We start from the raw sequence: 21,309 nt of genomic DNA on the forward strand, positions 1-21,309 counted from the left end.
GATTCCGTATGAAAATCGGTTTGATCCTCTCTCACGACGGGCTTGCTGGTATCTGGACCCTCGGAGCCCAGGGCGCGGCGCTGCTCGCCGCGGCCGAGCTGAACGCTGCCGGGGGTGTCCTCGGGCAGGAAATCGAACTCGTGCAGATCGACTCGGGCGACACGCAGGCGAGCGCCTACAAGGCCGCGCAGAAGCTTGCCCTGACCGAGAACGTCGACGCGGTGATCGGCCTGCAGTCGAGCGACCTGCGCCCCGCGGTGCGGCGCGGTCTCGGCGGGCTCGCGCCCTACATCTACACCCCGCATTACGAGGGTGGCTTCTGCGGCCCGGGCACTGCGCAGCTCGGCATCACCGACAGCGAGGTGCTGAATCCGAGCCTCGAGTGGATGGCGACCAACCGCCATGCCAAGCGCTTCTTCTTCGTCGGCAACGACTACATCTGGCCGCGCGTCGCGCATGGCACCACCGAGGAGGCGGTGCAGCACGCGGGCGGACAGTTCGTGGGCGAGATGCTGCTGCCGTTCGGCCAGCGCGACTACGGCGAGGTGCTGGACCGCATCCGCAAGGCGCAGCCCGACGTGGTGGTGATCGCCATGCTGGGTGAGGACTCGGTCTGCTTCAACCGCGCCTTCGCCGACGACGGGCTGAGCGGCCGGATCACGCGACTGAACCTCGCCTTCGACGAGACCCAGCTCATGGCGCTGGCGGATGGCGGCACCGAGAACCTCTTTGCCGCGCAGGCCTATTTCGACACCAGCCGGGGCCACGGGCGCGATGCGCTCGCCGAGAAATACGACGCGTGCTTCTCAGGGCAGCGGCCGACGATGACGGCGAATTCGGTGCAATGCTACGACGCGATCTACCTCGTGGCGGCGCTGGCGCGGCAGGTCGGCCGGGTCGACGGTTGCCGCATGGCGCATTTCCTGCGGCCTCGGCTGCAGCGTGACCACGCCTACCGGCTGATCGGGCGCAGCGACAAGGACGCGAGCGTGCGTCTGGCCGAGGCCGACGGGGTGGAATTCAGGGTGCAGCGCGCTTTCGCCTGATCCCGGTCGGTCCGCGCGGTCGGGGACGTATTGCAACAGTCCGGCAGGCAATTGTCTGCCGGTAATTATTCTCATTTTCAAATATTGTGGATTTACTCAACCACCGATACTATATCTTCATTCGATTTCAGGTTGTTCGAGGAAACCCCATGGCCGATCCCAAGTTCACCGAGCAGCTCGGATATCTCATTGCCCGCGCCAACCGCCTCATCGAGGAAGACCTGACCAAGCGTCTCCAGTCGAACGGCATCGCGGTCGAGCAGTATCGTGTCCTGAAATCGCTCGAGGAAGAGGGGCCGCTGCCCATGGGCCGGCTGGCCGAGAAGGTGCTGGTCGAGCCCGCGACGCTGACCAAGATCATCGATCGCATGGTGCGCGAGGGGCTCGTGTTCCGGGTGCCCGACGAGAAGGACCGCCGCAAGGTGCGCGTGGCGCTGTCCGCGAGCGGTGTCGCCATGTGCCGGCAACTCGGCGATATCGGCGAGGATCACGAGCGCCACATCGCCGAGGCCTTCGGCACCACCGAGCTTGGCGACGTGCGGCGCATCCTGACCGACCTCGGCGCCTGAGGCGCTTCGCCGGACCGGGGCGCGATGCCGCGCCCCCGGAGCTTCAAACGCTTCTCATGAAAGCCAGATGTCAGGCGGGCGCGATCTCGTCGAGCCGGTCGATCACCTCATGCAGAGGGTCGTCCGGACGGGCGACCTGGTGCGGGTTCGTGGTGATGCGAAAGCCCCGGACGCCGGCGGCCTCGGCCGCGCGGATGTCTGTCGAGACCTGGTCCCCGATCATCACCGTCTCGTGGGCAGCGGCCCCGAGCCGCGCCATCGCCGCGCGCAGCAGCGCCGGCTGGGGTTTGCCGAGCACGATGGTCTCGAGCCCCGGCACCGCCGCCTTGAACAGGGCCACGAGCGAGCCCACGCAGGGCTCGAAGCCGTCGGCCACCGGCGACAGCGTGTCGGGGTTGGTGGCTACGAGGACGGCGCCGCCGAGCAGCGCGTTGGTGGCGATGCGGAGTTTCTCGAAGCTCAGCCCGTAGTCGGTGCCGAGAACCACGACATCGGCCTCGGGCCCGGTCACGACCGTCGCCCCGGCCGCGCGCACCGCGTCCGACAGGGCCTCGGCGCCGATGACGTAGACCCGCGCGCCGGCGTGGCGATCGCGCAAGAGCGCGTCGAGCGCCTCGATCGGCGTGATGACGTGGCCGGGGTCCACGGCGATCCCGAGGCCCTGCAGGCGTGTGGCGAACTCCTGTGCCGAGCAGGCGGAGTTGTTGGTGACGAAGGCCAGCGGCACGCCGCGCGCCGACCAGCCGGACAGGGTCGCGACGGCCTCGGGGATGGGCGCCTCGCCACGCCAGACGACGCCATCGAGATCGGAAATCACGGCACGGATCGGGGACGTCATTCGGCGGGTCTCGAAAGTGTGGCGGCGCCGGCACGGATGTCGCGGGGCGTCGCGTGGAAATGGCGGGTGAAGCTGCGCGAGAAATGCGAGGGGCTGCGGAAGCCGGTGCGGTAGGCGACCTCGGAGATCGCGACGCTGCCGCGGGGATCGCCGATCAGCATTTCGTAGGCGGCCTGAAGGCGCCTGCTGCGGATGAAGCCCGACACCGTCTCGTTGCCCTCGGCGAGCAGCTCGTAGAGGTAGCTGCGCGAGATCCGGACCGCGCGGGAGATGGTGTCTGGACCGAGGTCCGGGTCGCCCAGGTGCGCCTCGATGTGATCCATGATGCGCTGCCGCGTCCGGCTCCGGCCGACGTTCGAGAGGTTCTCGTCGCAGCCGTCCTCGGCCCCGATCATCAGCGCGGTGAGCGCGACGATTTCCGCGGCCAGCGCCTCGGGCCGGGGCGGCAGCCTGTTGTCTTGAAAGATATGCGCCGTGGACGAGATCGTCCGCAGGACGAAGGCGGCCATCTCCGGGTTGGCGCGGAACCGCCCGGCGACATGCGCATCGACCGCGACGAGCCGGTCGCGAAGCGCGCGGGCCGGGATGGTGACCACCCACCGCGCGAGGTCAGAGGGCGACGAGAGGTCGTAGAACCGGTCGCCGCGCAACAGGACGTATCCGCCGGCGCGGACCTCTCCGGTCTGCCCGGCCTGGCAGAAGCGGGTCGGGGCGTTCAGCGGAAAGACGAGATGGTAGCAGGCCGCGCCCGACGGGTCGGTCGGGTTGAGATGCTGCGTTTCGCCCTCGCCGCAGCGCAGGATGCCGAGGCTGCCGAGCGTCAGCGCTCGGGGGTCGGGACGGTCGAGCAGGTTGGTGTGGATGGTCATGGTCTTGATCCTTCGGGAACGGCTCAGGCGGCGCAGGGCAGGCGGATATCGACGCCGTGGCCCGCGAGTGTCGCAGCGAGGGGGCCATCGGGCGGCGCGTCGCAGATCACCGTGTCGACCTCGGACCAGCCGGCGATCCGGGCGAGCGCCGCCTGTCCGAACTTCGAGCGGTCGGCGAGGATCGCGACGCGGCGGGACTGGCGGATCATCCGGCGCAGCACGCCTGCGGCATGGTCGTCGATGTCATGCGCGCCCAGACCGTCGATGCCCGAGGTGCCGAGGATCGCCCAGTCGGCGCGGTAGCGGGTGAGCTCTTCCACCGCCTGCGGCCCCCAGGCGTAGCGCTCGCCCGGGTGCAACCGGCCGCCGAGCATGATGATCTGGATCGTGTCGTTGCCGCAGAGCGCCTCGGCGACCGCGTGGTCGTTGGTGATCGCGGTGACCGCGCGGCAGTCGGTGGCGATGCGGCGCGCCGCGTGCCAGCAGGTCGAGCCGCTGCCGATCATTACCACCTGCCCGGGCCGGGCCAGCGCCGCGGCTTCGGCGCCGATGCGTTCGCGGGCATCGACATGCATGAAGCGCCGCTCGCCGACGGGCGCCTCGAACCGCAGGGACCGCTGCGCGCCGCCGTAGGTGCGCCGCAGCAGGCCGCGCCGGTCGAGGTCGATCAGGTCGCGGCGGATGGTCTCGTGCGAGACCTCGAGCATCTGGGACAGCTCCGAGGCCCGGAGCGCGGGCTGGGCGTGAAGCTCTGCAAGGATCCGGTCCTGCCGGCACGCGCGGCGCAACCGCGGGGGGGCGTGAGTGGTGGTCTGTTCGGCCATGCGGACCCTGACATTTCCTGTAACGGCACTGGGCCGCCTCCTCCTCACTGTCCTCAGATAATATTGAAAATTCAACTAAACGAGCGTGAAAAAACAGGCGCGGTGTCGCGCCTGCTGAAATTCAGGGCATCAGGTGTGGCGCAGCCAGCTGTCGAAGCGCGGGTCCATCATCATCGCGCGGCCGCGCATGTATTTCCACAGCCCGTATTTCTGGAAGTCGAAGTCCCAGTCGGTGAGCTTGCGGTTGACCACCGCCCAGCTTCCCCACTTCAGGTCGGCAAGGATGCGGCAGAGGTTCACCCGCGCCTGCATCTGGGGCGTGACGGAGCCGAAGTAGGTCTCGATCAGCGCGTCGGTCTCGTCTTCCTCGAGAAACATCTCGCAGGCGAAGACGCCGATGTCGTAGCTGCGCTCGTTGGCCGAGGCGAACTCGTAGTCGATCAGCTTCAGCTCTCCGGTCGGCGAGAACAGGAAGTTGCCCGGCATGGGGTCGTTGTAGCAGGTCACGATATCCATGCCCGACGCCGTGAAGGCGGCGCGGATCTTCTCGTAGTGGTGCAGCAGCCAGGGCAGGTCCTCGGGCATCGAGGAGCCCAGCTCGGCGGCCTGTTCCAGGTGCTCGTCGATCAGGTCGAAGATGGTCTTCACCTGGCTCAGAACCGGGCCGGAATGCAGGGTGCGGAAGAGACGGATGACCTTTTCGCGCACGTCCGGGCGCATGAAGTCGGCGGTGGTGCAGGTGGTGTGGCCCTCGAGGAACTCGTGCACCTCGGTGCCGGTGTTCGCGTCGTGAAAGATGACCTCGGGCGCGATGCCGACCCCGTGGGCATGGCTGGCCGCCTCGTAGGAGGTGGCGCGGTTGATGAAGATCTCGGTGCCGTCACCGGGGATCTTGAGGAAATAGGACCGGTCGTCGCCCGCCACCTCGATATGCCAATTGCGGTTGTTGAGACCACCGACCATCATCCGGTAGGCGATATCGCTTTCAGAGCCGGCCCAGGCGGGGACCATGCGGATGGCGGCTTCGGCGTTCTGCTCGTCGGGGGTGCGGGCCTCGCCCATGCGGCGTTGCGGGGTGCTCATGCGGCGCTCCTCAGTCTTTCGCCGAAGCGGGGGTCGCGCAGCGCCGCGCGCAGGCGCACCAGCCGCCACAGGCCGAACTTGTAGAATTCCTCGTGCTTGCGGGGGCTCAGGTGTCCCATCAGCATGCCGATCAGCGTCCAGCGCAGGTCGTCTGCGATCCCGTAGAGGCGAACCCGGTCGAAGACCTCGTCGGTGTCCGGCAGCCCGAAGGCCGCCGCCGCGCGCGAGAACGCCGCGCGGGCAGGCGGCTCGAAGGCACACATCTCGACCAGCGCGCTGCCCAGCTCCTCACAGGGGCTGCCCATGCCGGCCCGGTCGTAGTCGACGAGCCGGATCTCGCCCGAGACGTGGAATAGCACGTTCGACAGGTTGCCGTCTCCGTGGATCGGCACCGGGATGTCGCGGCCCGCGCGCTCGGCGGCCAGCATCACGAGGTCAAAGGCGAAGTCCACGTCGGGGGCCGTGGTCGCGCCGGTCTCGGCCACGAGCGCGTGAAGACGGTTCAACTCGGCGAAGACATCCACACGGGCGGGCAGCGCCGGGCCCTCGGCGAGCTGCGCCCGCGCGGCGAGCACGCGGTCGACGAAACCTGCGTCGGCGGCATGTTCGAGTCCGGCGGTGCGCCAGCCTTCGCCAAGGTATTCCGTCACCAGCACCCGGGCCTGCGCATCCGCGACCAGCACGCGCGGTCCGACGCCGGTCTCGCCGGCGATGCGGGCGGCCTCGAAGGCATGGTCCGGCTCGATGTAGAAGCCGGTGTCCTCGTGCAGGTGCTTGACGAAGAGCGTGGCGCCGGTCTCGGTGTCGCGGGCCACGAGCGGTGCGCCGTCCACCCCGCGCCATGACGGGGAGGCCAGCACCGGGATGGCGGCCTCGACCACGACGGGGCGGTCTTCCCAGCCCGGCACGCGGCGGATGATCGAGCGGATGTCCGGTCCTTGATCCATGGGGTCCTCGCTGTTTCCGGCCGATGGTGGCACGGCCCCGATGGGTTGTCGCGGGCCGATCGCTGGCGCACTTGTCCCTGCGTCCGCCGTGTCGTGCCTCCCGCGCGAGGAAGTGGCCCGGCCCCTGTTCTGGCGGTGCGGGGCGGCGCAGGGTGCGCGGCGTCATCCCAGCCCCGAGGACACCCGATGCCCGACGACCTGATCGCCCTGCTCGACCGTTTTGCCGAAATCGGCGCCACGCCCGGTGGCGGGGTGCGCCGTCTGACCGGCAGCGCCGAGGACGGTGCCGCCCGTCGTCTCTTCGCCGAGATCGCGACCGCGCGCGGGGCCCGCGTCACGGTCGACCCGGTGGGCAACATGTTCGCCACCTTCCCGACGGCGCCCGATGCTGACACGACGGTGCTCTGCGGCTCCCATCTCGACAGCCAGCCGACGGGCGGCCGGTTCGACGGCTCGCTCGGCGTGCTGTCGGCGCTGGCGGCGGCCTCGAAGATTCACGCCGAGGGTGGCGCGGCGCGGCACAACATCACCGTGGTGAACTGGACCAACGAGGAGGGGGCCCGGTTCCAGCCCAGCCTGACCGGCAGCTCGGTGTTCACCGGCAAGTATACCGCCGATTTCGCGCTCGGCCTGACCGACCGGCTGGGCGTGAGCATGGGCGAGGCCCTCGAAGAGATCGGGTTTCTCGGAGAAGACCCGCTCGACCTGACGCCCGTGCGCAACCTCGAGCTGCACGTCGAGCAGGGCGGGCACCTCGAGGAGACCGGCCTGCAGATCGGTGCAGTCACGGCCTCGTGGGGCGTGCGCAAGCTGACGCTGAGTTTCACCGGCGCCCCCTCGCACACGGGGCCCACGGCGATGGGCAAGCGGCGCGACGCAATGCGCGCGGCGGCGCTGGCGATCACCCGGTTTCATGCGCAGATGGAGGCGGAAGAGGCGCTGCTGCACTGGTCCGCCGCCAAGATCGTGGCCGAGCCCGACAGCCCGAACGTCGTGGCCTCGCGGGTCACGGTCTACTTCGAGATCCGCAACCCCGAGCAGCAGGTCTGCACCGAGGTCGGCGACCGCTTCATGCAGGCCATCGGGCCCGAGGTCTCCGCGCTCGGCTGCGGCATCGAGGTCTTCACCGACGAGGCCCGCCCGGGCACGGCGCTCGACCCCGAGGGGGTGGGCGATACGCTGGCGGTGGCGGACGAGCTGGGTCTCAGGGCGACCGGGATGCTGACCATCACCGGCCACGACGCGCTGGCACTGGCGGCGGCGATGCCGAGCACGCTGGTCTTCGTGCCGAGTGTCGACGGGCTCAGCCACAACGAGGCCGAGCTCACGCTACCGGACGACCTGCGCAACGGCGGCGCGGTGATCGAGGCGCTGCTGCGCCGCTGGATCAGCTCCGACAGCGCCGGCTGAAGTCACGGCCCGGGCGGGGCTTCGATCCGCGTTCGAGTTGCACCGCCGCGCGGGCGCTTCGCGCCTCTCTGACGTCGCTCCGATGCGATCCCCGAGGAGGCCGATGCCATCACGCGGGTGCATCGGCGCCGCATCCTTGCACGTCCCGACAGGCATGCATTCGACCACGCCTGCCCCGCATCGGGGCGGCGCGGCCGCTCGCTCTTGCCGCCGGCTAAGGTCTTTGCGCGGCAAGAGAAACGCGTCCCTCTCCGACATGCACACACGTCAGATCGGGGATGATGGAACCGCCATTGTGTGAGCGATCACATTCGATATGTCGCGGGTTCGCTGCAACGGCAGCATCCACCACCACACACAGAGCGGGAGGCCCGCAATGTACACACACGCCCGCGTCCGCTGGACCATCGTGTCGCTCGCCCTTGGCGCATTTGCCATCGGTGTCTCGGAGTTCGCCGCGATGGGACTCCTGCCGTTCTATGCGGCCGACTTCGGCATTTCCGAGGCCGAGGCCGGCCACGCGGTGAGCGGCTATGCTCTTGGCGTCGTCATCGGCGCCCCGGTGCTCGCGCTGATCGGCGCGAAGTTCCCCAAGAAATACATGCTCGCCGGGCTGATCGCGGCCTTCGGCGCGTCGAACCTGCTGACCGCCATGGCGCCGGGGATGTCGGTGCTCAACGGCACGCGGATGCTGTCGGGGCTGCCGCATGGCGCCTACCTCGGGATCGCCACGCTGCTCGCGTCGGACATGCTGCCGGTGGGCCGTCGCGCCGCCGGTGTCGCTCAGGTGATGCTCGGGCTGACGCTCGCCAACGTGATCGGCGTGCCGGCGGCCGGCTACATCGGCGAGGCGTTCGGCTGGAGAGCCTGCTTCGTTCTGGTGACCGTGATCGCGCTGTTCGCCGCCGCCCTGCTGCTCTGGGTCGCGCCCTACGAGGCCCCCGACCGCGAGACCAACCCGATGGACGCGCTGCGGGCACTGAAGAACCGCGCGATCTGGCTGACGCTCGGCATCGGGGCGGTGGGCTTCGGCGGCATCTTCGCCGTCTATTCCTACCTCTCGTCGGCGCTGATGGACGCGACGACCGCGCCGAGCTGGGGCATCGCGATGGCGCTGTCGGCCTTTGGCATCGGCGCCTCCTTCGGCAACGCGGTGGCAGGGCGGCTGGCGTCCTGGTCGCGGTTCGGCGGCATGCTCGTGCTGCTCACAGGGATGGCCGTGGTGCCGCTGCTCTACACGCAGGTGATCGGCAACTGGCAGCTGATGGGCACCACGATCCTGATGCTCGGCACCACCGCCGGGCTGGTGATCCCGCTGCAGATGCGGCTGATCGACGTGGCAGGCGAGGCGCAGGAGCTGTCGGCGGCGCTCAACCACGCAGCCTTCAACCTGGCCAACGCGCTGGGGCCGTTCCTTGCCGGCATGACGCTTCAGGCCGGTCACGGCTGGGAGGCGACCGGCCTCGTCGGCTCGGCGCTCGCCGCCGGTGGCATCCTCGTACTGGGCATTGCCTTCGCCGACGCGCAGCGCGGCGACCGGCCGGCCCTCGCCGCCTGATCCGGCGCCCGCCGATCCCGAATCCGACCAGCTCGCCCGAGGCGCGCGGTGGCCAAGAGCCGCCGCGCGCCTTTTCTTTCGGGGCATGTGCACCCCTGCCGACGCAGCCGGGATTGCGGTGCAAGGCTATGAAAAAAGGCGGAAAAGACAGCCCTGAAGTCACTCCCTTGACAGGGGTATATGAATAAGAGCTAATAATACTACAAATGGGAGGAGAACATCGTGCGGATCACCGGGATCAGCGCCGTCACCTGCAACGCGCAGATGCGAAACTGGGTCTTCGTCCGGGTCGACACCGACGTTCCCGGCCTGATCGGCTGGGGCGAGGCGACGCTCGAATGGAAGACGCGCTCGGTCATCGGGGCCATCGCGGACCTCGAGCCGCTGCTCGTCGGGATGGACCCCCGCGACATCGAGCAATGTTTTCAGGTGATGACCCGTCACGGCTTCTGGCGCATGGGCGTGATCGGCATGTCCGCGATCAGCGGCATCGAGATCGCGCTGTGGGACATCCTCGGGAAATCGCTCGACACGCCGGTCTGGCGCCTGCTGGGCGGCAAGTGCCGCGACCACCTGCGCACCTACACGCATCTCGGGATGGGCAACATGAGCTCGGTCTACGAGACCGACGGTGCCGAGGAACTGGCCGAGCGCGGCCGGCAGGTGGTCGATGCGGGCTATGACGCGGTCAAGGTCGTCTCGATCCCCTACGCCCATTACATCGCGCCCAACCGGGCCATCGACAGCGTCGGCATGGCGATGGATTCGCTGCGGCAGGCGGTGGGCCCCGACGTCGACATCATGGTCGATTTCCACGGCCGCCCGGCCTCGGCGGCGCTGGCGCGGGATTTCCTGCGCGCACTCGAGCCGGCCCGACCGCTGTTCGCCGAAGAGCCGGTGCCGCCAGAGCAGATCGACAACTGCGTCGAGCTGACCCGGACGTCGCGCATCAGCATCGCGGCCGGCGAGCGTCTCATCGGCCGGGCCGCGTTCGAGGACGCCATTCGCCGGCGGGCCTTCCACATCGCGCAGCCCGACATCGTGCATGTCGGCGGCATCTCCGAGGCCAAGAAGATCGCGGCGATCTGCGAAACCGCGGGCATCGGCGTCGCGCCGCACAACCCGCTGGGCCCCATCGCCGGGATCGCGGCGCTGCATTTCGGCGTCTCGACGCCCAACCACATCATTCAGGAAGAGATGGTCGGCGCGGTGCCGTGGTACGACGACGTCGTGCAATGGCCCATCGACCGGACACCCGGCCGCTGGGACCTGCCCGAGAAGCCGGGCCTCGGGCTCGAGGTGAACGAGGCCGAGATCGCCCGTCATCCCTTCGAGCAGGAAGTGCTGCACACCCGCAACGCGGTGATGCCCGACGGCACCGTGGTGGACTGGTGATGGCGGGGCGGCTCACGGACAAGGTGGCCATCGTCACCGGCGCGGGGCAGGGGATCGGCGCCGCCATCGCCCGCAGCTTTGCCGCCGAGGGCGCGCGCGTCGTCGTCGCCGAGCGCAACAGCGAGACCGGCCAGGCGGTGGCCGACGAGATCGGCGGGCACTTCGTGCAGACCGACGTGACGGTGCAGGCGCAGGTCGAGGCCGTGGCGCGCGAGACGCTCGAGCGGTTCGGGCGGATCGACGTGCTGATCAACAACGCCGGTGCCAACGTCTTTCACCGCCCGCACGAGATGCCGCGCAGCGAGTGGGCGAAATGCATGTCGCTCGACCTCGAGGCCTGCTGGGCCATGGCCGAGGCGGTGCTGCCCGCGATGCGCGAACAGGGCGCGGGGGCGGTGGTCAACATCGCCAGCACTCACGGCTTCCAGATCATCCCGCATACCTTTCCCTACCCGGTCGCCAAGCACGGGCTCATCGGGCTGACGCGCGCGCTCGGCATCGAGTACGCGGCCGAGGGCATCCGGGTGAACGCCATCGCGCCGGGCTACATCGACACCGAGATCGCCCGGACCTACTGGGCCGGTTTCGACGATCCCGCCGCCGAGCGCGGTCGGGCCGAGGCGTTGCATCCGCCGCGCCGCATCGGCCGACCCGAGGAGGTCGCGATGACCGCGGTCTTTCTCGCGTCCGACGAGGCGCCCTTCATCAACGCCGAGACCATCATGATCGACGGAGGACGATCGGCGCTGTTCCACGACTGACTTCAAACGAGTGAATGGGAGGAGAACCATGAAACTTAATCACCTCACGACGGCCTGCCTGGCCGCGCTGATCGTGCCGCTTGCCGCGCAGGCGCAGGACGATCTCAAGATCGGCTACATCAACAAGATGGGGGACCACCCCTGGTTCGTGGCCGAGGTCGCGGGCGCGGCCGAGGCGGCACGCGAGGGTGGCGCCGAGTTCGTCAGCCAGGACGTGCAGTTCAACGCCGACCTGGCGATCACCACGCTCGACACGATGATCGGCGACGGCGTCGACGGCATCGCCATCGTGGTGCCCGACCGGGCGCTGGGGCCGGTCGTCGCCGCCCGCGCCGCCGAGGCCGGCGTGCCGCTCGTCGCGGTCGACGACGACATCAGGAACGAGGCCGGCGAGCCCGTGCCCTACGTCGGGCTCAACGCCTTCGCCATCGGCGAGCGGGTCGGCGAGGAGCTGGCGACCTTCTACGAGGAGAGCGGCTGGAGCAAGGACTCGGTCGGCGTCGTCTCGATCGAGGACCGCAAGGCCGACACCTGCATGCAGCGCAACGGCGGGGCCGAGAAGGCGCTGCTCGAGAATTCGGACCTGACCGAGGACCAGATCGTGCGTGCGGCCTATGACAACACGATGGTCAACTCCATCGACGTCATGACCACCACGCTGACCGCGAACCCGCAATACGATCACTGGATCTTCTACGCCTGCAACGACGACGGTGTGCTGGGCGCGGCGCGGGCGATGGAGAACTCGGGCTACCCGGCGGACGCGGGCATCGGCATCGGGATCGACGGAAGCCGCGCCTGCGACGCCTTCGGCAACGGGCGGGAGTCGGCCTTCAAGGGCACTATGTGGCTCAACTCGGCCAACCACGGCCGCGACGCGGTCGAGCTGCTGCTCGCCGCGATCAAGGACGGCACGGAGCTGCCGCAGGCGACCTATTCCGATCCCGAGTTCATCACGATGGAGAACTTCGGCGACTACTCGGACCAGCTCTGCAACTGAGTCGGGCCGGTCGGGCGGCGCGGTCCGCCGCCCGACCAACGTGACCCGGACGCAACGGAGGAGGGCCAATCATGACGACACCATTCCTGCGCACCAGGGGGCTGACACGACATTTCGGCCCGGTGCGCGCGCTCACCGACATCTCGCTGGACGTGCGCGGCGGAGAGGTTCTGGCCCTCGTGGGCGAGAACGGCGCCGGCAAGTCCACGATGATGCGGCTGCTCGAGGGGGTCTTTCCGCCGACGCGCGGCAGCATCGAGATCGAGGGCTGCGAGGTCCGTTTCGCGCAGCCCCGCGAGGCGCATGCGGCGGGCATCCGGGTGATCCACCAGGAGCCCGAGATCGTGCCCGACCTCACGGTGGCCGAGAACATCTTCACCGGCGACCTGCCGCGCACGGGGCGGTTCTTTCTCGACTGGTCGAAGCTCTACGCCGACACCGCCGCGCTGCTCGAGACCTTCGGTATGGCGGGCGAGCTGCGGCCGCGCCAGCAGTGCGCCGGGCTGGGGCCCGCGCAGCGGCAGATGATCGAGATCATGCGCGCGGTGCAGGCGGGCGGACGGATGATCGCCTTCGACGAGCCGACCTCGTCGCTGACCGACGAGGAGACCGGGCGGCTGTTCGACATCATCCGCCGCCTGCGCGCCGAGGGCGTGGCGGTCATCTACATCTCGCACCGGCTGGCCGAGATCACCGAACTTGCCGACCGCGTGGCGGTGCTGCGCGACGGTGAGCTGGTGGACGATCTGCCGGCCGAGGGCATCACCGAGGAGAAGATCACCCGCCTGATGGTGGGCCGGCCGCTGTCGGACATGTTCCCCGACCGCGATCCCGCCACCGGCGATGTGGTGCTCGAGGTCGATGGCATGACCACCGAGCATGTCACCGACGTTTCGCTCAGCCTGCGGGCGGGCGAGGTGCTGGGCATCGGCGGGCTGATCGGCGCGGGGCGCTCGGAGCTGGCCAAGGGCATCTTCGGCTTCCACCGCCGCAGCGCCGGACGGGTGCTGATCGACGGGGTCGAGCTGCCCTCGGGCGACACTGCCGCCGCCATCGCGGCGGGCATCGGCTTTGCTCCCGAGGACCGCAAGGACGAGGCGCTGCTGCTGATGCAGACGATCCTCGAGAACGCGGTGCTCTGCGTGCCGCAGAAGGTGTCGAGCGGCGGCTTCTTCAGCCGGTCCAAGGCACTGGAGCTGATTACGGGCATCTCGAAGCAGATGCGGCTCAAGGCCTCGTCGCTGGACGCGCCGGTCACCTCGCTGTCGGGCGGCAACCAGCAGAAGGTCGTGCTGACCCGGTGGCTGGCCTCGGACCTGAAGGTGCTGATCCTCGATGAGCCGACGCGCGGCATCGACGTGGGTGCGCGGTCCGAGATCTACGACCTGATCCGTAACCTCACCGACACCCAGGGCCTGGGCGTCATCGTCATCTCGTCCGAGCTGCCAGAGCTGCTCGGACTCTCCGACCGGGTGCTGGTCATGGCCGAGGGCCGGATCCGCGCCGAGTTCGACCGCAACGAGGCCAGCGAGGAAGCCGTCATGGCCGCGGCCATTCCGCATGGGCAGAGCGAGGCCCCGGCACAACTTGAAGGAGCAGGTCAATGACCGATCAGACCGCAAGCGCAGGGCGCGGAGGGTTCAGCATGCACCGTGTCATCGAGCGTATCGGAATTCACAACATCAGCCTGCTGGTGGCACTGGTGGGGCTGCTCGTCATCTTCGGAGTGCTGCGCGGCGACGTCTTCTTCTCGACGCGCAACCTGCTGAACATCGGCATGGGCGTGGCGATCCTCGGGGTTCTCGCGATCTCGCAGACCGGGGTGATCGTCTCGGGCGGGCTCGACATCTCGGTGGGCTCCATCGTGGGGCTGACGACCGTGGCAACCGCCATGGCGATCCAGGCCACCGACATGGCGGGCGCGGGCCTGCTGGCGGGTATCGTCGTGGGCGGTCTTGCCGGGCTGGTCAACGGGCTGCTGATCACCTACGGGCGGATCAACGCGGTGATCGTGACGCTGGGCACCATGGCGATCTTCCGCGGCATCGCCTTCATCCTGTCGAACGGGCAGTCGATCTCGATCTTCAACGACGCCTTCCGCTGGATCGGCACCGGCCGCATCCTGGGCCTGCCGGCGCCGATCTGGATCCTCATCGCCGTAGCGATCGGCTTCTATATCTTCATGCACAAGAGCATCGTCGGCCGGAATTACTATGCCATCGGCGGCAACCCCATCGTGGCGCGGCTGTCGGGGCTCAACATCCCCAGCTACCGGGTGGCGATCTACATCGTGTCGGGCATCATGGCCGGTGTGGGCGGCATCCTGCTGGCGGCGCGGACCGGCTCGGGGCAGCCGATCTCGGGCTCGGACGGGCTGGAACTCGAGGCGATCACGGCGGCCTTCCTTGGCGGTTGCGCGATGCAGGGCGGCCGGGGCACGGTGGTCGGCGCGCTGCTGGGCGTGGCGATCATCGGGGTGCTCAACAACGGGATGATCCTGACGGCGGTGCCGACGTTCTACCAGATGCTCGCCAAGGGGACGCTTCTGATCCTTGCCGTTTTCCTGGCAGAATACCGACTGAACAAGAGCTGAGGCGCGCATGGCAGAACCGAAACAGAGAGGACAGGGCGGGGCACGGGAAATCGTGACCTCGACCCTCGCCCGGATGATCCTGTCGGGCGAGATCGCACCGGGCCACCGCCTGCCCACCGAAGAGGCGCTGCAGGAGCGGATGGAGGTGAGCCGCACCGCCCTGCGCGAATCCGTGCGGATGCTCGCGGGCAAGGGGCTCATCGAAAGCCGCCCCCGGGTCGGCACCATCGTGTTGCCGCCGACCCGCTGGAACCACCTCGACGGCGACATCCTCGCGTGGCGCGAGAGCCTGCCGCCGGACCTGGTTTTCATCCGCTCGCTGACCGAGGCGCGGCAGGTCATCGAGCCCGCCGCCGCCGAGATGGCCGCCGCGCGCGCCGACGGGTCGGACCTCGGGCGGATGCAGGAGGCCTATCACCGCATGTGTACCGCGCGCGGCGACGACATCGACGCGACGGTCTCCGCGGACGAGGCCTTTCACTTCGCGATCCTCATGGCCTCGAAGAACGAGATCTTCGCCAACTTCGGCGCGGTCATCGGCTCTGCGCTGCGCATGAGCTTCCGGATGACCGCCGAGGCGTCCGAGAACTTCGCGGATTCGCTCGACACCCATGGCGAGGTGCTCGAAGCGATCCGGATGCGACAGGGCGACACCGCGCGGACGCTCATGGCACAGCTCATAGACGTGGCCGCGCGCGATCTCGCGCGGGTGGCCGCCAAGACCGGGACAGACACAGCGGGGGCCGCATGACCGCAACGATCGAGGTTCTCAGCCATCAGGGCGACCTTCTCGGCGAGGGCCCGCTCTGGCTCGAGGCCGAGAATGCCTTTGGCTGGGTCGATATCGGCCAAGCGCTGTGGCACCGGCTCGACCTGAGTTCCGGAAAACTGCGCACGGTGGCGTTCGACAGCGCCCTGACCGCCTTTGCCCCGGCGGCTGGCGGTGGCTACATCGGCGCCTTCGCGGATGGGCTTGCACGCTTCGACGCCACCGGGACCCGTGCGCCGCTGCTGCACGCGCCCGAGGCCGAACTCGCCGACAACCGCTTCAACGACGGCGGAACCGATCCGGCCGGCCGGTTCCTTGCCGGCAGCATGAACATGGCCGGCACCGGCGCGACGGGCAGTCTGTACGCGCTCGACACCGACGCGGCGCTGCGCCACCTGAAGGGCGGCATCGGCATCGCCAACACGATCGCCTTCAGTCCCGACGGCACGGTGTTCTACACGGCGGATTCCTCCGACGGGCGCCTCATGGCCTTCGACTACGACCCCGGGACCGGCACGCTCGGCCCGCAGCGGTCGGAGTTCCGGCCTCCGGAGGATCTGCCCGGCGGACCGGACGGATCGGCGGTCGACGCCGAGGGATTCCTCTGGAATGCCCGATGGGACGGCGGCTGCATCCTGCGGCTGGCGCCCGACGGGCGCCTCGACCGGATCATCGAGCTGCCGGTGTCGCGTCCGACCTCCTGCGCCTTCGTGGGGCAGGACCTCGTGGTGACCACCTCGACCTGGGATTACTCCGACGCGCAGCGCGAGGCCGAGCCACTGGCCGGGGCGCTCCTGCGCGTCCCTGTCGGCATCGAAGGGCTGCCGCGACCGATCTTCGCGGGCTGACCGATGATCGCGCTCGGAAACGACCGCGTCCGGCTGACTGTCGACCCGGATCGCGGGGCCTCGGTCCTGCGGTTCGAGGCGCTCATGGGGGCGGGCGCGGTGCCCGTGCTGGCCCCCGCCGACCCTCCGGGTGATGGCCCGGCCGAAGCCGCGATGTTCCTCATGGCGCCCTTCGCCAACCGCGCGCGGGGCAACCGGCTGCGCCATGGCAACCACGTGATTCCGGTGCAGCCCAACACCGACGAGCCACTGGCGCTGCACGGGATCGCCTGGCAGCGCACCTGGACGGTGGCGGCACAGAGCTCCGACCGCCTGCGGCTGCGCCTCGATCCGGCAGACCGCGACCCGATGCGCCTGCGCATGACCTTTGACATCGCGCTGACCGCGACCGGTGCCGCCTTCGGGCTCACGCTCGAGACCACCGGGGATGGCGTGCTTCCGGTCGGGCTGGGTTTCCATCCCTTCTTTCCGCGCCTGCCGGAGACGACCGTTGCCTTTGCCGCGCAGCACCTCTGGCCCGAGGGCGAGGGGCACCTGCCGCGCGGCCGCGAGCCTGTTCCGGGGGGCGAGGACTACCGCGCCCCGCGCCGCCTGCCCGAGGCATGGCGCAACCAGTGCTATTCGGGCTGGTCGGGCCGCGCGGACATCGACCAGCCCTCACTCGGCTATACCTTGCGGATGGAGGCGCGGGGGCTCGGGGCGCTGATGCTCTTCGCGACCCCCGACATGCCACGCTTCGCGCTCGAGCCGCAAAGTCACGTCAGCGGCGAGACGGCGACCGGGCCGGACGGCCTGCGGTCGCTCGCCCCGGGCGCCTCGGTCTCGGGGGCGATGGCGCTCGACGTGTCTCAGGCGGCCGGCCCCGGCTGATCGTGATCCGGCGATCGGGGATGGTCGCGCTGCCCATGCGGTCTACCCTTTGCGGCAATCGCTCCACTGTGGGCGCGACACCCAGAAGACGGAAAGACATCCGAATGAGACAGATCAGCATCAAGGCCCCCGGCGGGCTCGACAACCTCGTGCTCTCCGACGCCCCCGAGGCCGAGGCGCCGAAGGCCGGCGAGATCACCGTGCGGCTGCACGCCACCTCGCTGAATTTCCACGACTACATGGTCGCCTCCCGTGAAAACGCCGCCGCCGACGGGCGGATACCCATGGCCGACGGTGCCGGCGAGGTCACGGCGGTCGGCGACGGCGTAACCGACGTTGGCGTCGGCGACCGCGTGGTGTCGTGCTTCTTCCCCGACTGGCAGGACGGCGCCTTCCGGCCCTCGGATTTCTCGCGCGTGCCCGGTGACGGGCTCGACGGTTACGCCCGCGAGAGCGTGACGCTGCCCGCAAGCTGGGTCACCCACGCGCCCGAAGGCTGGAGCCATGCCGAGGCCGCCACCATCACCACCGCCGGGCTCACCGCGTGGCGGGCGCTGGTGGTCGACGGCGGCCTGAAGCCGGGCGACACCGTGGCGGTGCTCGGCACTGGCGGCGTTTCGATCTACGCGCTGCAGATTGCCAAGGCGATGGGCGCGCGGGTCATCGCGACCTCGTCGTCGGACGCGAAGCTCGAGCGGCTGCGCGAGCTGGGCGCCGATCACGTCATCAACTACCGTGACACGCCGGAGTGGGGCGCAGAGATGCAGCGGCTCACAGGCGGGCGGGGCGTCGACATCGTGGTCGAGGTCGGCGGCCCGGCCACGCTGGAGCAGTCGATCACCGCGGGCCGTCCCGGCGCGCACCTCGCGCTGATCGGTATCCTGACGGGCATCAGCGGCGAGATTCCCACCGCCAACCTGATGCGCAAGCAGCAGCGGCTGCAGGGTCTGATCGTCGGGTCGCGCAAGCACCAGCAGGATTTCGTCGCCGCGCTCGAGACGCTCGCCATCCGTCCGGTGGTGGACCGGACCTTCGATCTGGCGGATCTCGCAGACGCCTTCCGTCTGCAGGAAAGCGGCGATCATTTCGGCAAGATCTGCGTCACGATGTGAAGTCGTGACGCACGGTGCCCGGTCCGATGAGGCCGGGCGCCGTCTCAGTCGCGCGAGGCGTCGAGCCGTTCGTCGAGCGCGTAGCGTGCCGGCGCCTTGCCGGTCGCCGAACTGCGCGACCAGCGCCGGAGCCCGGCCCAGATCAGTGCCACGGTCGCGATCGAGACATAGCCATCGACCGCATAGTGGTAGCCGCTCCAGACCGACAGCAGCAGCACCATGCCGCAGAACAGCCCGCTCGGGACGGCGAGCAGCGGCGAGCGCTCACCGCAGTATAGCGCGATCACGGTGGCGACCGAAACGTGAACCGAGGCAAAGGCCGAGATGCCTGTGCCGAAGCCCTCGCGACCGGCGGCGAACATGCTCCACAGGTAGTCCTGCAGCATCCCCATCGTGGTGTGTGCGAGCCCCGCCTCGTCCAGTGTCCGGGTCAGCCCTTCGAAGCGGGCGCTACCGTAGAACCTGTCGTAGAACACCGGCCCCACCGACATGCCGCCAAGCGCGATGATATTGCCGATCACGATCCAGCTGCAGCAGTAGAGCACGAGGTAGCGCTTCACCCGCTCGGGGTTGTCGTCCGAGGCCACGAGGATCACCGGGAACAGGAAGGCGGCGACCAGCCACGGCCCCTGGTAGAGCGGCGTGAGCTGGATCATCCGGGCCGAGCCGATCAGCCGGTCGATCACCGACCAGGGGTCGGACTGCCCGTGCAGCCAGGCATCCACCGCCGCGAGGTAGGGGTCGGCGTAATGGGGCACGATCTCTGGCATCGTCGTCTTGAACAGCGTGAAGCCGAAGTGAAGCGCGAAGGTCGCGGCGTAGATGGCGGCGACATTGCCGACCGCCACCCGCAGCGGCGCGCCGCGCTTGATGCCCGATCGCACCGCCCAGGCGGTGATGACCAGCGCCATGGCCCAGAAGTAGCGCAGCGAAATGTCCAGTCCGCCGGAGACCGAGCTCAGGATCTCGCCGAGCACGCCGTCGCGGAAGATGATCGCGAAGACCAGTGACACCAGCGCGTAAGCGACACCGAAGATGAGAAAGGCCAGCGACGGAAAGGCGATCATGCGACAGCGCCTCCGGCGTTGCCCGGGAAGGCGGGCATCGACGCGCCTGTCATGCACGAAGGGTGGCAGCGGGCCGCCGATGCCGGGCAGTCTGCGCCCGGAGCCCATCTCGCGAAATGTGACAGCACGTCGAAATCTGCTCCAAATCCGGAAACCTTGCGGAATGCACATAGTGCAGGGGCGGCGGCCTGCCAGCGGGCCGCGACAGGATGATCCCGCCGGCCTGGCGATGAGCGGAAATTCGCGACTCCGTCACCGGACGGACCAGACCGGCGCGCGGTCGCGGCGGGACAGGGGGCGGACGATGGGCAGTTGTATCGCCGCGCCCATCCGGTTAACGTCGTGGTGAATCCGTTGGGGTGCCCCGTCAGGGGCTGAGAGGCGACAGCCGACCCATAGAACCTGATCCGGCTAATACCGGCGTAGGGAACGGAGCTCGACCGAACAGGGGGAGTCTCTCCGCGTCCGGTCGTCCTCCATCCTTGCGTCGATGGAGGACCTTGCATGAGCCGTCACCCATCCGACCGCCTGAACACCGCGCCCGCCTTGCGCGGCAGCGCTCGCCCCGCCGTCCGTAGGCGAGGCCGCCCATGACCCGCGCCACGGTCATCGGTGCCGGCGTCGCCGGTCTCTGCGTCGCGACCGAGCTGGTCGCGCGTGGCCATGACGTGACGGTCTGCGATCCGTCGCCCCGTCCCGGCCCGCATGGCTGCTCTTGGTGGGCGGGGGGCATGCTCGCGCCGTTCTGCGAGGGCGAAAGCGCCGAGGAGCCCGTCATCCGCCTCGGGCAGGAGGCCGCGGACTGGTGGGCTGCGCAGGGTGTCGAGGTGCAGCGGCGCGGCACGCTTGTGCTGACGCTGGGCCGCGACCGGCGCGAGCTCGACCGTTTCGCACGCCGGACCGCCGAGCACGTGACACAGGATGCCAACGGCATTGCCGAACTCGAGCCCGACCTCGACGGTCGCTTCGAGCGGGCGCTGCTCTTCCCCGGCGAGGCGCATCTCGACCCGCGTGCGGCGCTCACCTGCCTGCGCGACCGTCTCGAGGCGGCGGGCGTCCGTTTCCGCGCCGAGCGCGGAACGCCGGAGGGGCTGACCTTCGACTGCCGGGGTCTTTCGGCGCGCGACCGACTGAGCGACCTGCGCGGGGTCAAGGGCGAGATGGCGGTGCTTCGCAGCCATGACATCCGCCTGTCGCGCCCGGTGCGTCTGCTGCACCCGCGTTATCCGCTCTACATCGTTCCCCGCGCCGACGGGCTCTTCATGCTTGGCGCCACGCAGATCGAAAGCGAGGACCGGCGGCGCAGCGTGCGCTCGGTGCTCGAACTGCTCTCGGCGGCCTACGCGCTGCACCCGGCCTTCGGCGAGGCCGAGCTGGTCGAGATCGGCGCCGATGCGCGCCCGGCCTTTCCCGACAACCTGCCCCGCGTCCGGCGCAGGGGCGACACCTTTCATGTCAACGGCTTGTTCCGTCACGGTTTTCTGCTTGCGCCGGCGCTTGCGAAAATGGCGGTGGCGGCGGCCTGCGACGGAACGACAGCGGAGTTCATGGATGAAGATCACGATTAACGGAACCGCGACCGAGGTCCGCGCCACGACGCTGGCAGGCGCGCTCGAGGAACTGGGCTACGGCGATTCAAAGGTCGCCACCGCGCTCAACGAGGACTTCGTGCCGAGCGCCGCCCGGGCCGGCACCGCGCTCTCGCCGGGCGACCGGGTCGAGATCGTCACCCCGCGGCAAGGAGGCTGAG

The 21,309-nt window shown here is 69.2% G+C and carries 21 protein-coding genes and 1 riboswitch; of the genes, 15 read left to right on the forward strand and 6 right to left on the reverse strand.

Annotation, left to right across the window (positions count from 1 at the left end; all coding sequences use genetic code 11):
• Nucleotides 1-8 precede the first annotated feature (8 nt).
• Nucleotides 9-1,046, forward strand: coding sequence for a substrate-binding domain-containing protein (locus tag D6860_RS10555; protein WP_254681408.1), 1,038 nt, complete (start codon nucleotides 9-11; stop codon nucleotides 1,044-1,046).
• Nucleotides 1,047-1,195: 149 nt separating this feature from the next.
• The gene (locus D6860_RS10560) at nucleotides 1,196-1,615 is read left to right on the forward strand and encodes a MarR family winged helix-turn-helix transcriptional regulator (protein ID WP_017468521.1); all 420 of its coding nucleotides are present in this window, start codon (nucleotides 1,196-1,198) and stop codon (nucleotides 1,613-1,615) included.
• 70 nt (nucleotides 1,616-1,685) lie between these two features.
• Here the strand turns inward: D6860_RS10560 and D6860_RS10565 are convergent, their stop codons facing one another.
• The 5 genes from D6860_RS10565 to D6860_RS10585 form a co-directional block, all read right to left on the reverse strand.
• Nucleotides 1,686-2,453 carry an HAD-IIA family hydrolase gene (locus D6860_RS10565; RefSeq protein ID WP_076624252.1) on the reverse strand — a complete coding sequence of 256 codons (768 nt, stop codon included), beginning with the start codon at nucleotides 2,451-2,453 and terminating at the stop codon, nucleotides 1,686-1,688.
• The gene (locus D6860_RS10570) at nucleotides 2,450-3,322 is read right to left on the reverse strand and encodes a helix-turn-helix domain-containing protein (RefSeq protein ID WP_076624251.1); all 873 of its coding nucleotides are present in this window, start codon (nucleotides 3,320-3,322) and stop codon (nucleotides 2,450-2,452) included. The genes D6860_RS10565 and D6860_RS10570 overlap by 4 nt, the downstream gene beginning before the upstream one ends.
• 23 nt (nucleotides 3,323-3,345) lie before the next feature.
• The gene (locus D6860_RS10575) at nucleotides 3,346-4,146 is read right to left on the reverse strand and encodes a DeoR/GlpR family DNA-binding transcription regulator (RefSeq protein ID WP_076624250.1); all 801 of its coding nucleotides are present in this window, start codon (nucleotides 4,144-4,146) and stop codon (nucleotides 3,346-3,348) included.
• Between the two features lie 129 nt (nucleotides 4,147-4,275).
• A complete protein-coding gene (locus tag D6860_RS10580) occupies nucleotides 4,276-5,229 on the reverse strand; it encodes a choline/ethanolamine kinase family protein (protein ID WP_076624249.1) in 954 nt (317 codons plus the stop codon).
• Entirely contained in the window at nucleotides 5,226-6,176 is a 951-nt protein-coding gene (locus tag D6860_RS10585) for a phosphotransferase family protein (RefSeq protein ID WP_076624248.1), read from the reverse strand. The genes D6860_RS10580 and D6860_RS10585 overlap by 4 nt, the downstream gene beginning before the upstream one ends.
• Before the next feature lie 186 nt (nucleotides 6,177-6,362).
• Here D6860_RS10585 and D6860_RS10590 point away from each other — a divergent pair, with 186 nt between their 5' ends.
• The 11 genes from D6860_RS10590 (at nucleotide 6,363) to D6860_RS10640 (ending at nucleotide 18,492) form a co-directional block, all read left to right on the forward strand.
• Entirely contained in the window at nucleotides 6,363-7,586 is a 1,224-nt protein-coding gene (locus tag D6860_RS10590) for a M20 family metallo-hydrolase (protein WP_083697839.1), read from the forward strand.
• A 376-nt stretch (nucleotides 7,587-7,962) separates the two neighbouring features.
• The gene (locus D6860_RS10595; protein WP_076624247.1) at nucleotides 7,963-9,144 is read left to right on the forward strand and encodes an MFS transporter; all 1,182 of its coding nucleotides are present in this window, start codon (nucleotides 7,963-7,965) and stop codon (nucleotides 9,142-9,144) included.
• A gap of 222 nt (nucleotides 9,145-9,366) precedes the next feature.
• Nucleotides 9,367-10,539 (forward strand): galactonate dehydratase, encoded by a 1,173-nt coding sequence (gene dgoD / locus D6860_RS10600; protein WP_076624246.1) that lies wholly within the window; start codon nucleotides 9,367-9,369, stop codon nucleotides 10,537-10,539.
• On the forward strand, nucleotides 10,539-11,300 hold the full coding sequence (locus D6860_RS10605) for an SDR family oxidoreductase (RefSeq protein ID WP_076624245.1): 762 nt from the start codon (nucleotides 10,539-10,541) through the stop codon (nucleotides 11,298-11,300). Before dgoD ends, D6860_RS10605 begins: the two co-directional genes overlap by 1 nt.
• 28 nt (nucleotides 11,301-11,328) lie before the next feature.
• Nucleotides 11,329-12,300: a substrate-binding domain-containing protein gene (locus D6860_RS10610; protein WP_076624244.1), complete on the forward strand. Its 972-nt coding sequence runs from the start codon at nucleotides 11,329-11,331 to the stop codon at nucleotides 12,298-12,300.
• A gap of 71 nt (nucleotides 12,301-12,371) precedes the next feature.
• Nucleotides 12,372-13,907: a sugar ABC transporter ATP-binding protein gene (locus tag D6860_RS10615; protein WP_076624243.1), complete on the forward strand. Its 1,536-nt coding sequence runs from the start codon at nucleotides 12,372-12,374 to the stop codon at nucleotides 13,905-13,907.
• Nucleotides 13,904-14,893, forward strand: a complete 990-nt coding sequence (locus D6860_RS10620) for an ABC transporter permease (RefSeq protein WP_076624242.1) — start codon at nucleotides 13,904-13,906, stop codon at nucleotides 14,891-14,893. The genes D6860_RS10615 and D6860_RS10620 overlap by 4 nt, the downstream gene beginning before the upstream one ends.
• Before the next feature lie 7 nt (nucleotides 14,894-14,900).
• Nucleotides 14,901-15,644 carry a FadR/GntR family transcriptional regulator gene (locus D6860_RS10625; RefSeq protein ID WP_076624241.1) on the forward strand — a complete coding sequence of 248 codons (744 nt, stop codon included), beginning with the start codon at nucleotides 14,901-14,903 and terminating at the stop codon, nucleotides 15,642-15,644.
• Entirely contained in the window at nucleotides 15,641-16,510 is an 870-nt protein-coding gene (locus D6860_RS10630) for an SMP-30/gluconolactonase/LRE family protein (RefSeq protein WP_017469464.1), read from the forward strand. The genes D6860_RS10625 and D6860_RS10630 overlap by 4 nt, the downstream gene beginning before the upstream one ends.
• Before the next feature lie 3 nt (nucleotides 16,511-16,513).
• On the forward strand, nucleotides 16,514-17,380 hold the full coding sequence (locus D6860_RS10635; protein WP_076624240.1) for an aldose 1-epimerase: 867 nt from the start codon (nucleotides 16,514-16,516) through the stop codon (nucleotides 17,378-17,380).
• Between the two features lie 104 nt (nucleotides 17,381-17,484).
• Nucleotides 17,485-18,492, forward strand: a complete 1,008-nt coding sequence (locus D6860_RS10640; RefSeq protein ID WP_076624239.1) for a zinc-dependent alcohol dehydrogenase family protein — start codon at nucleotides 17,485-17,487, stop codon at nucleotides 18,490-18,492.
• A gap of 44 nt (nucleotides 18,493-18,536) precedes the next feature.
• On the opposite strand, the gene D6860_RS10645 is transcribed toward D6860_RS10640, so the two are convergent.
• A complete protein-coding gene (locus D6860_RS10645; protein ID WP_076624238.1) occupies nucleotides 18,537-19,559 on the reverse strand; it encodes a phosphatase PAP2 family protein in 1,023 nt (340 codons plus the stop codon).
• A 345-nt stretch (nucleotides 19,560-19,904) separates the two neighbouring features.
• A riboswitch (TPP riboswitch) is annotated at nucleotides 19,905-20,005 on the forward strand.
• 144 nt (nucleotides 20,006-20,149) lie between these two features.
• Between D6860_RS10645 and D6860_RS10650 the strand changes: the two genes are divergently transcribed.
• Together D6860_RS10650 and thiS are read left to right on the forward strand one after the other, a co-directional pair.
• Complete coding sequence (locus D6860_RS10650) at nucleotides 20,150-21,127, forward strand: FAD-dependent oxidoreductase (RefSeq protein ID WP_076624237.1); 978 nt, start codon at nucleotides 20,150-20,152, stop codon at nucleotides 21,125-21,127.
• Nucleotides 21,111-21,308, forward strand: coding sequence for a sulfur carrier protein ThiS (gene thiS, locus D6860_RS10655; RefSeq protein WP_076624236.1), 198 nt, complete (start codon nucleotides 21,111-21,113; stop codon nucleotides 21,306-21,308). The genes D6860_RS10650 and thiS overlap by 17 nt, the downstream gene beginning before the upstream one ends.
• Nucleotide 21,309: the final 1 nt, after the last annotated feature.

Origin of the sequence: Salipiger sp. D13, assembly GCF_003703915.1 — a bacterium.
Classification (GTDB): domain Bacteria; phylum Pseudomonadota; class Alphaproteobacteria; order Rhodobacterales; family Rhodobacteraceae; genus Salipiger; species Salipiger profundus.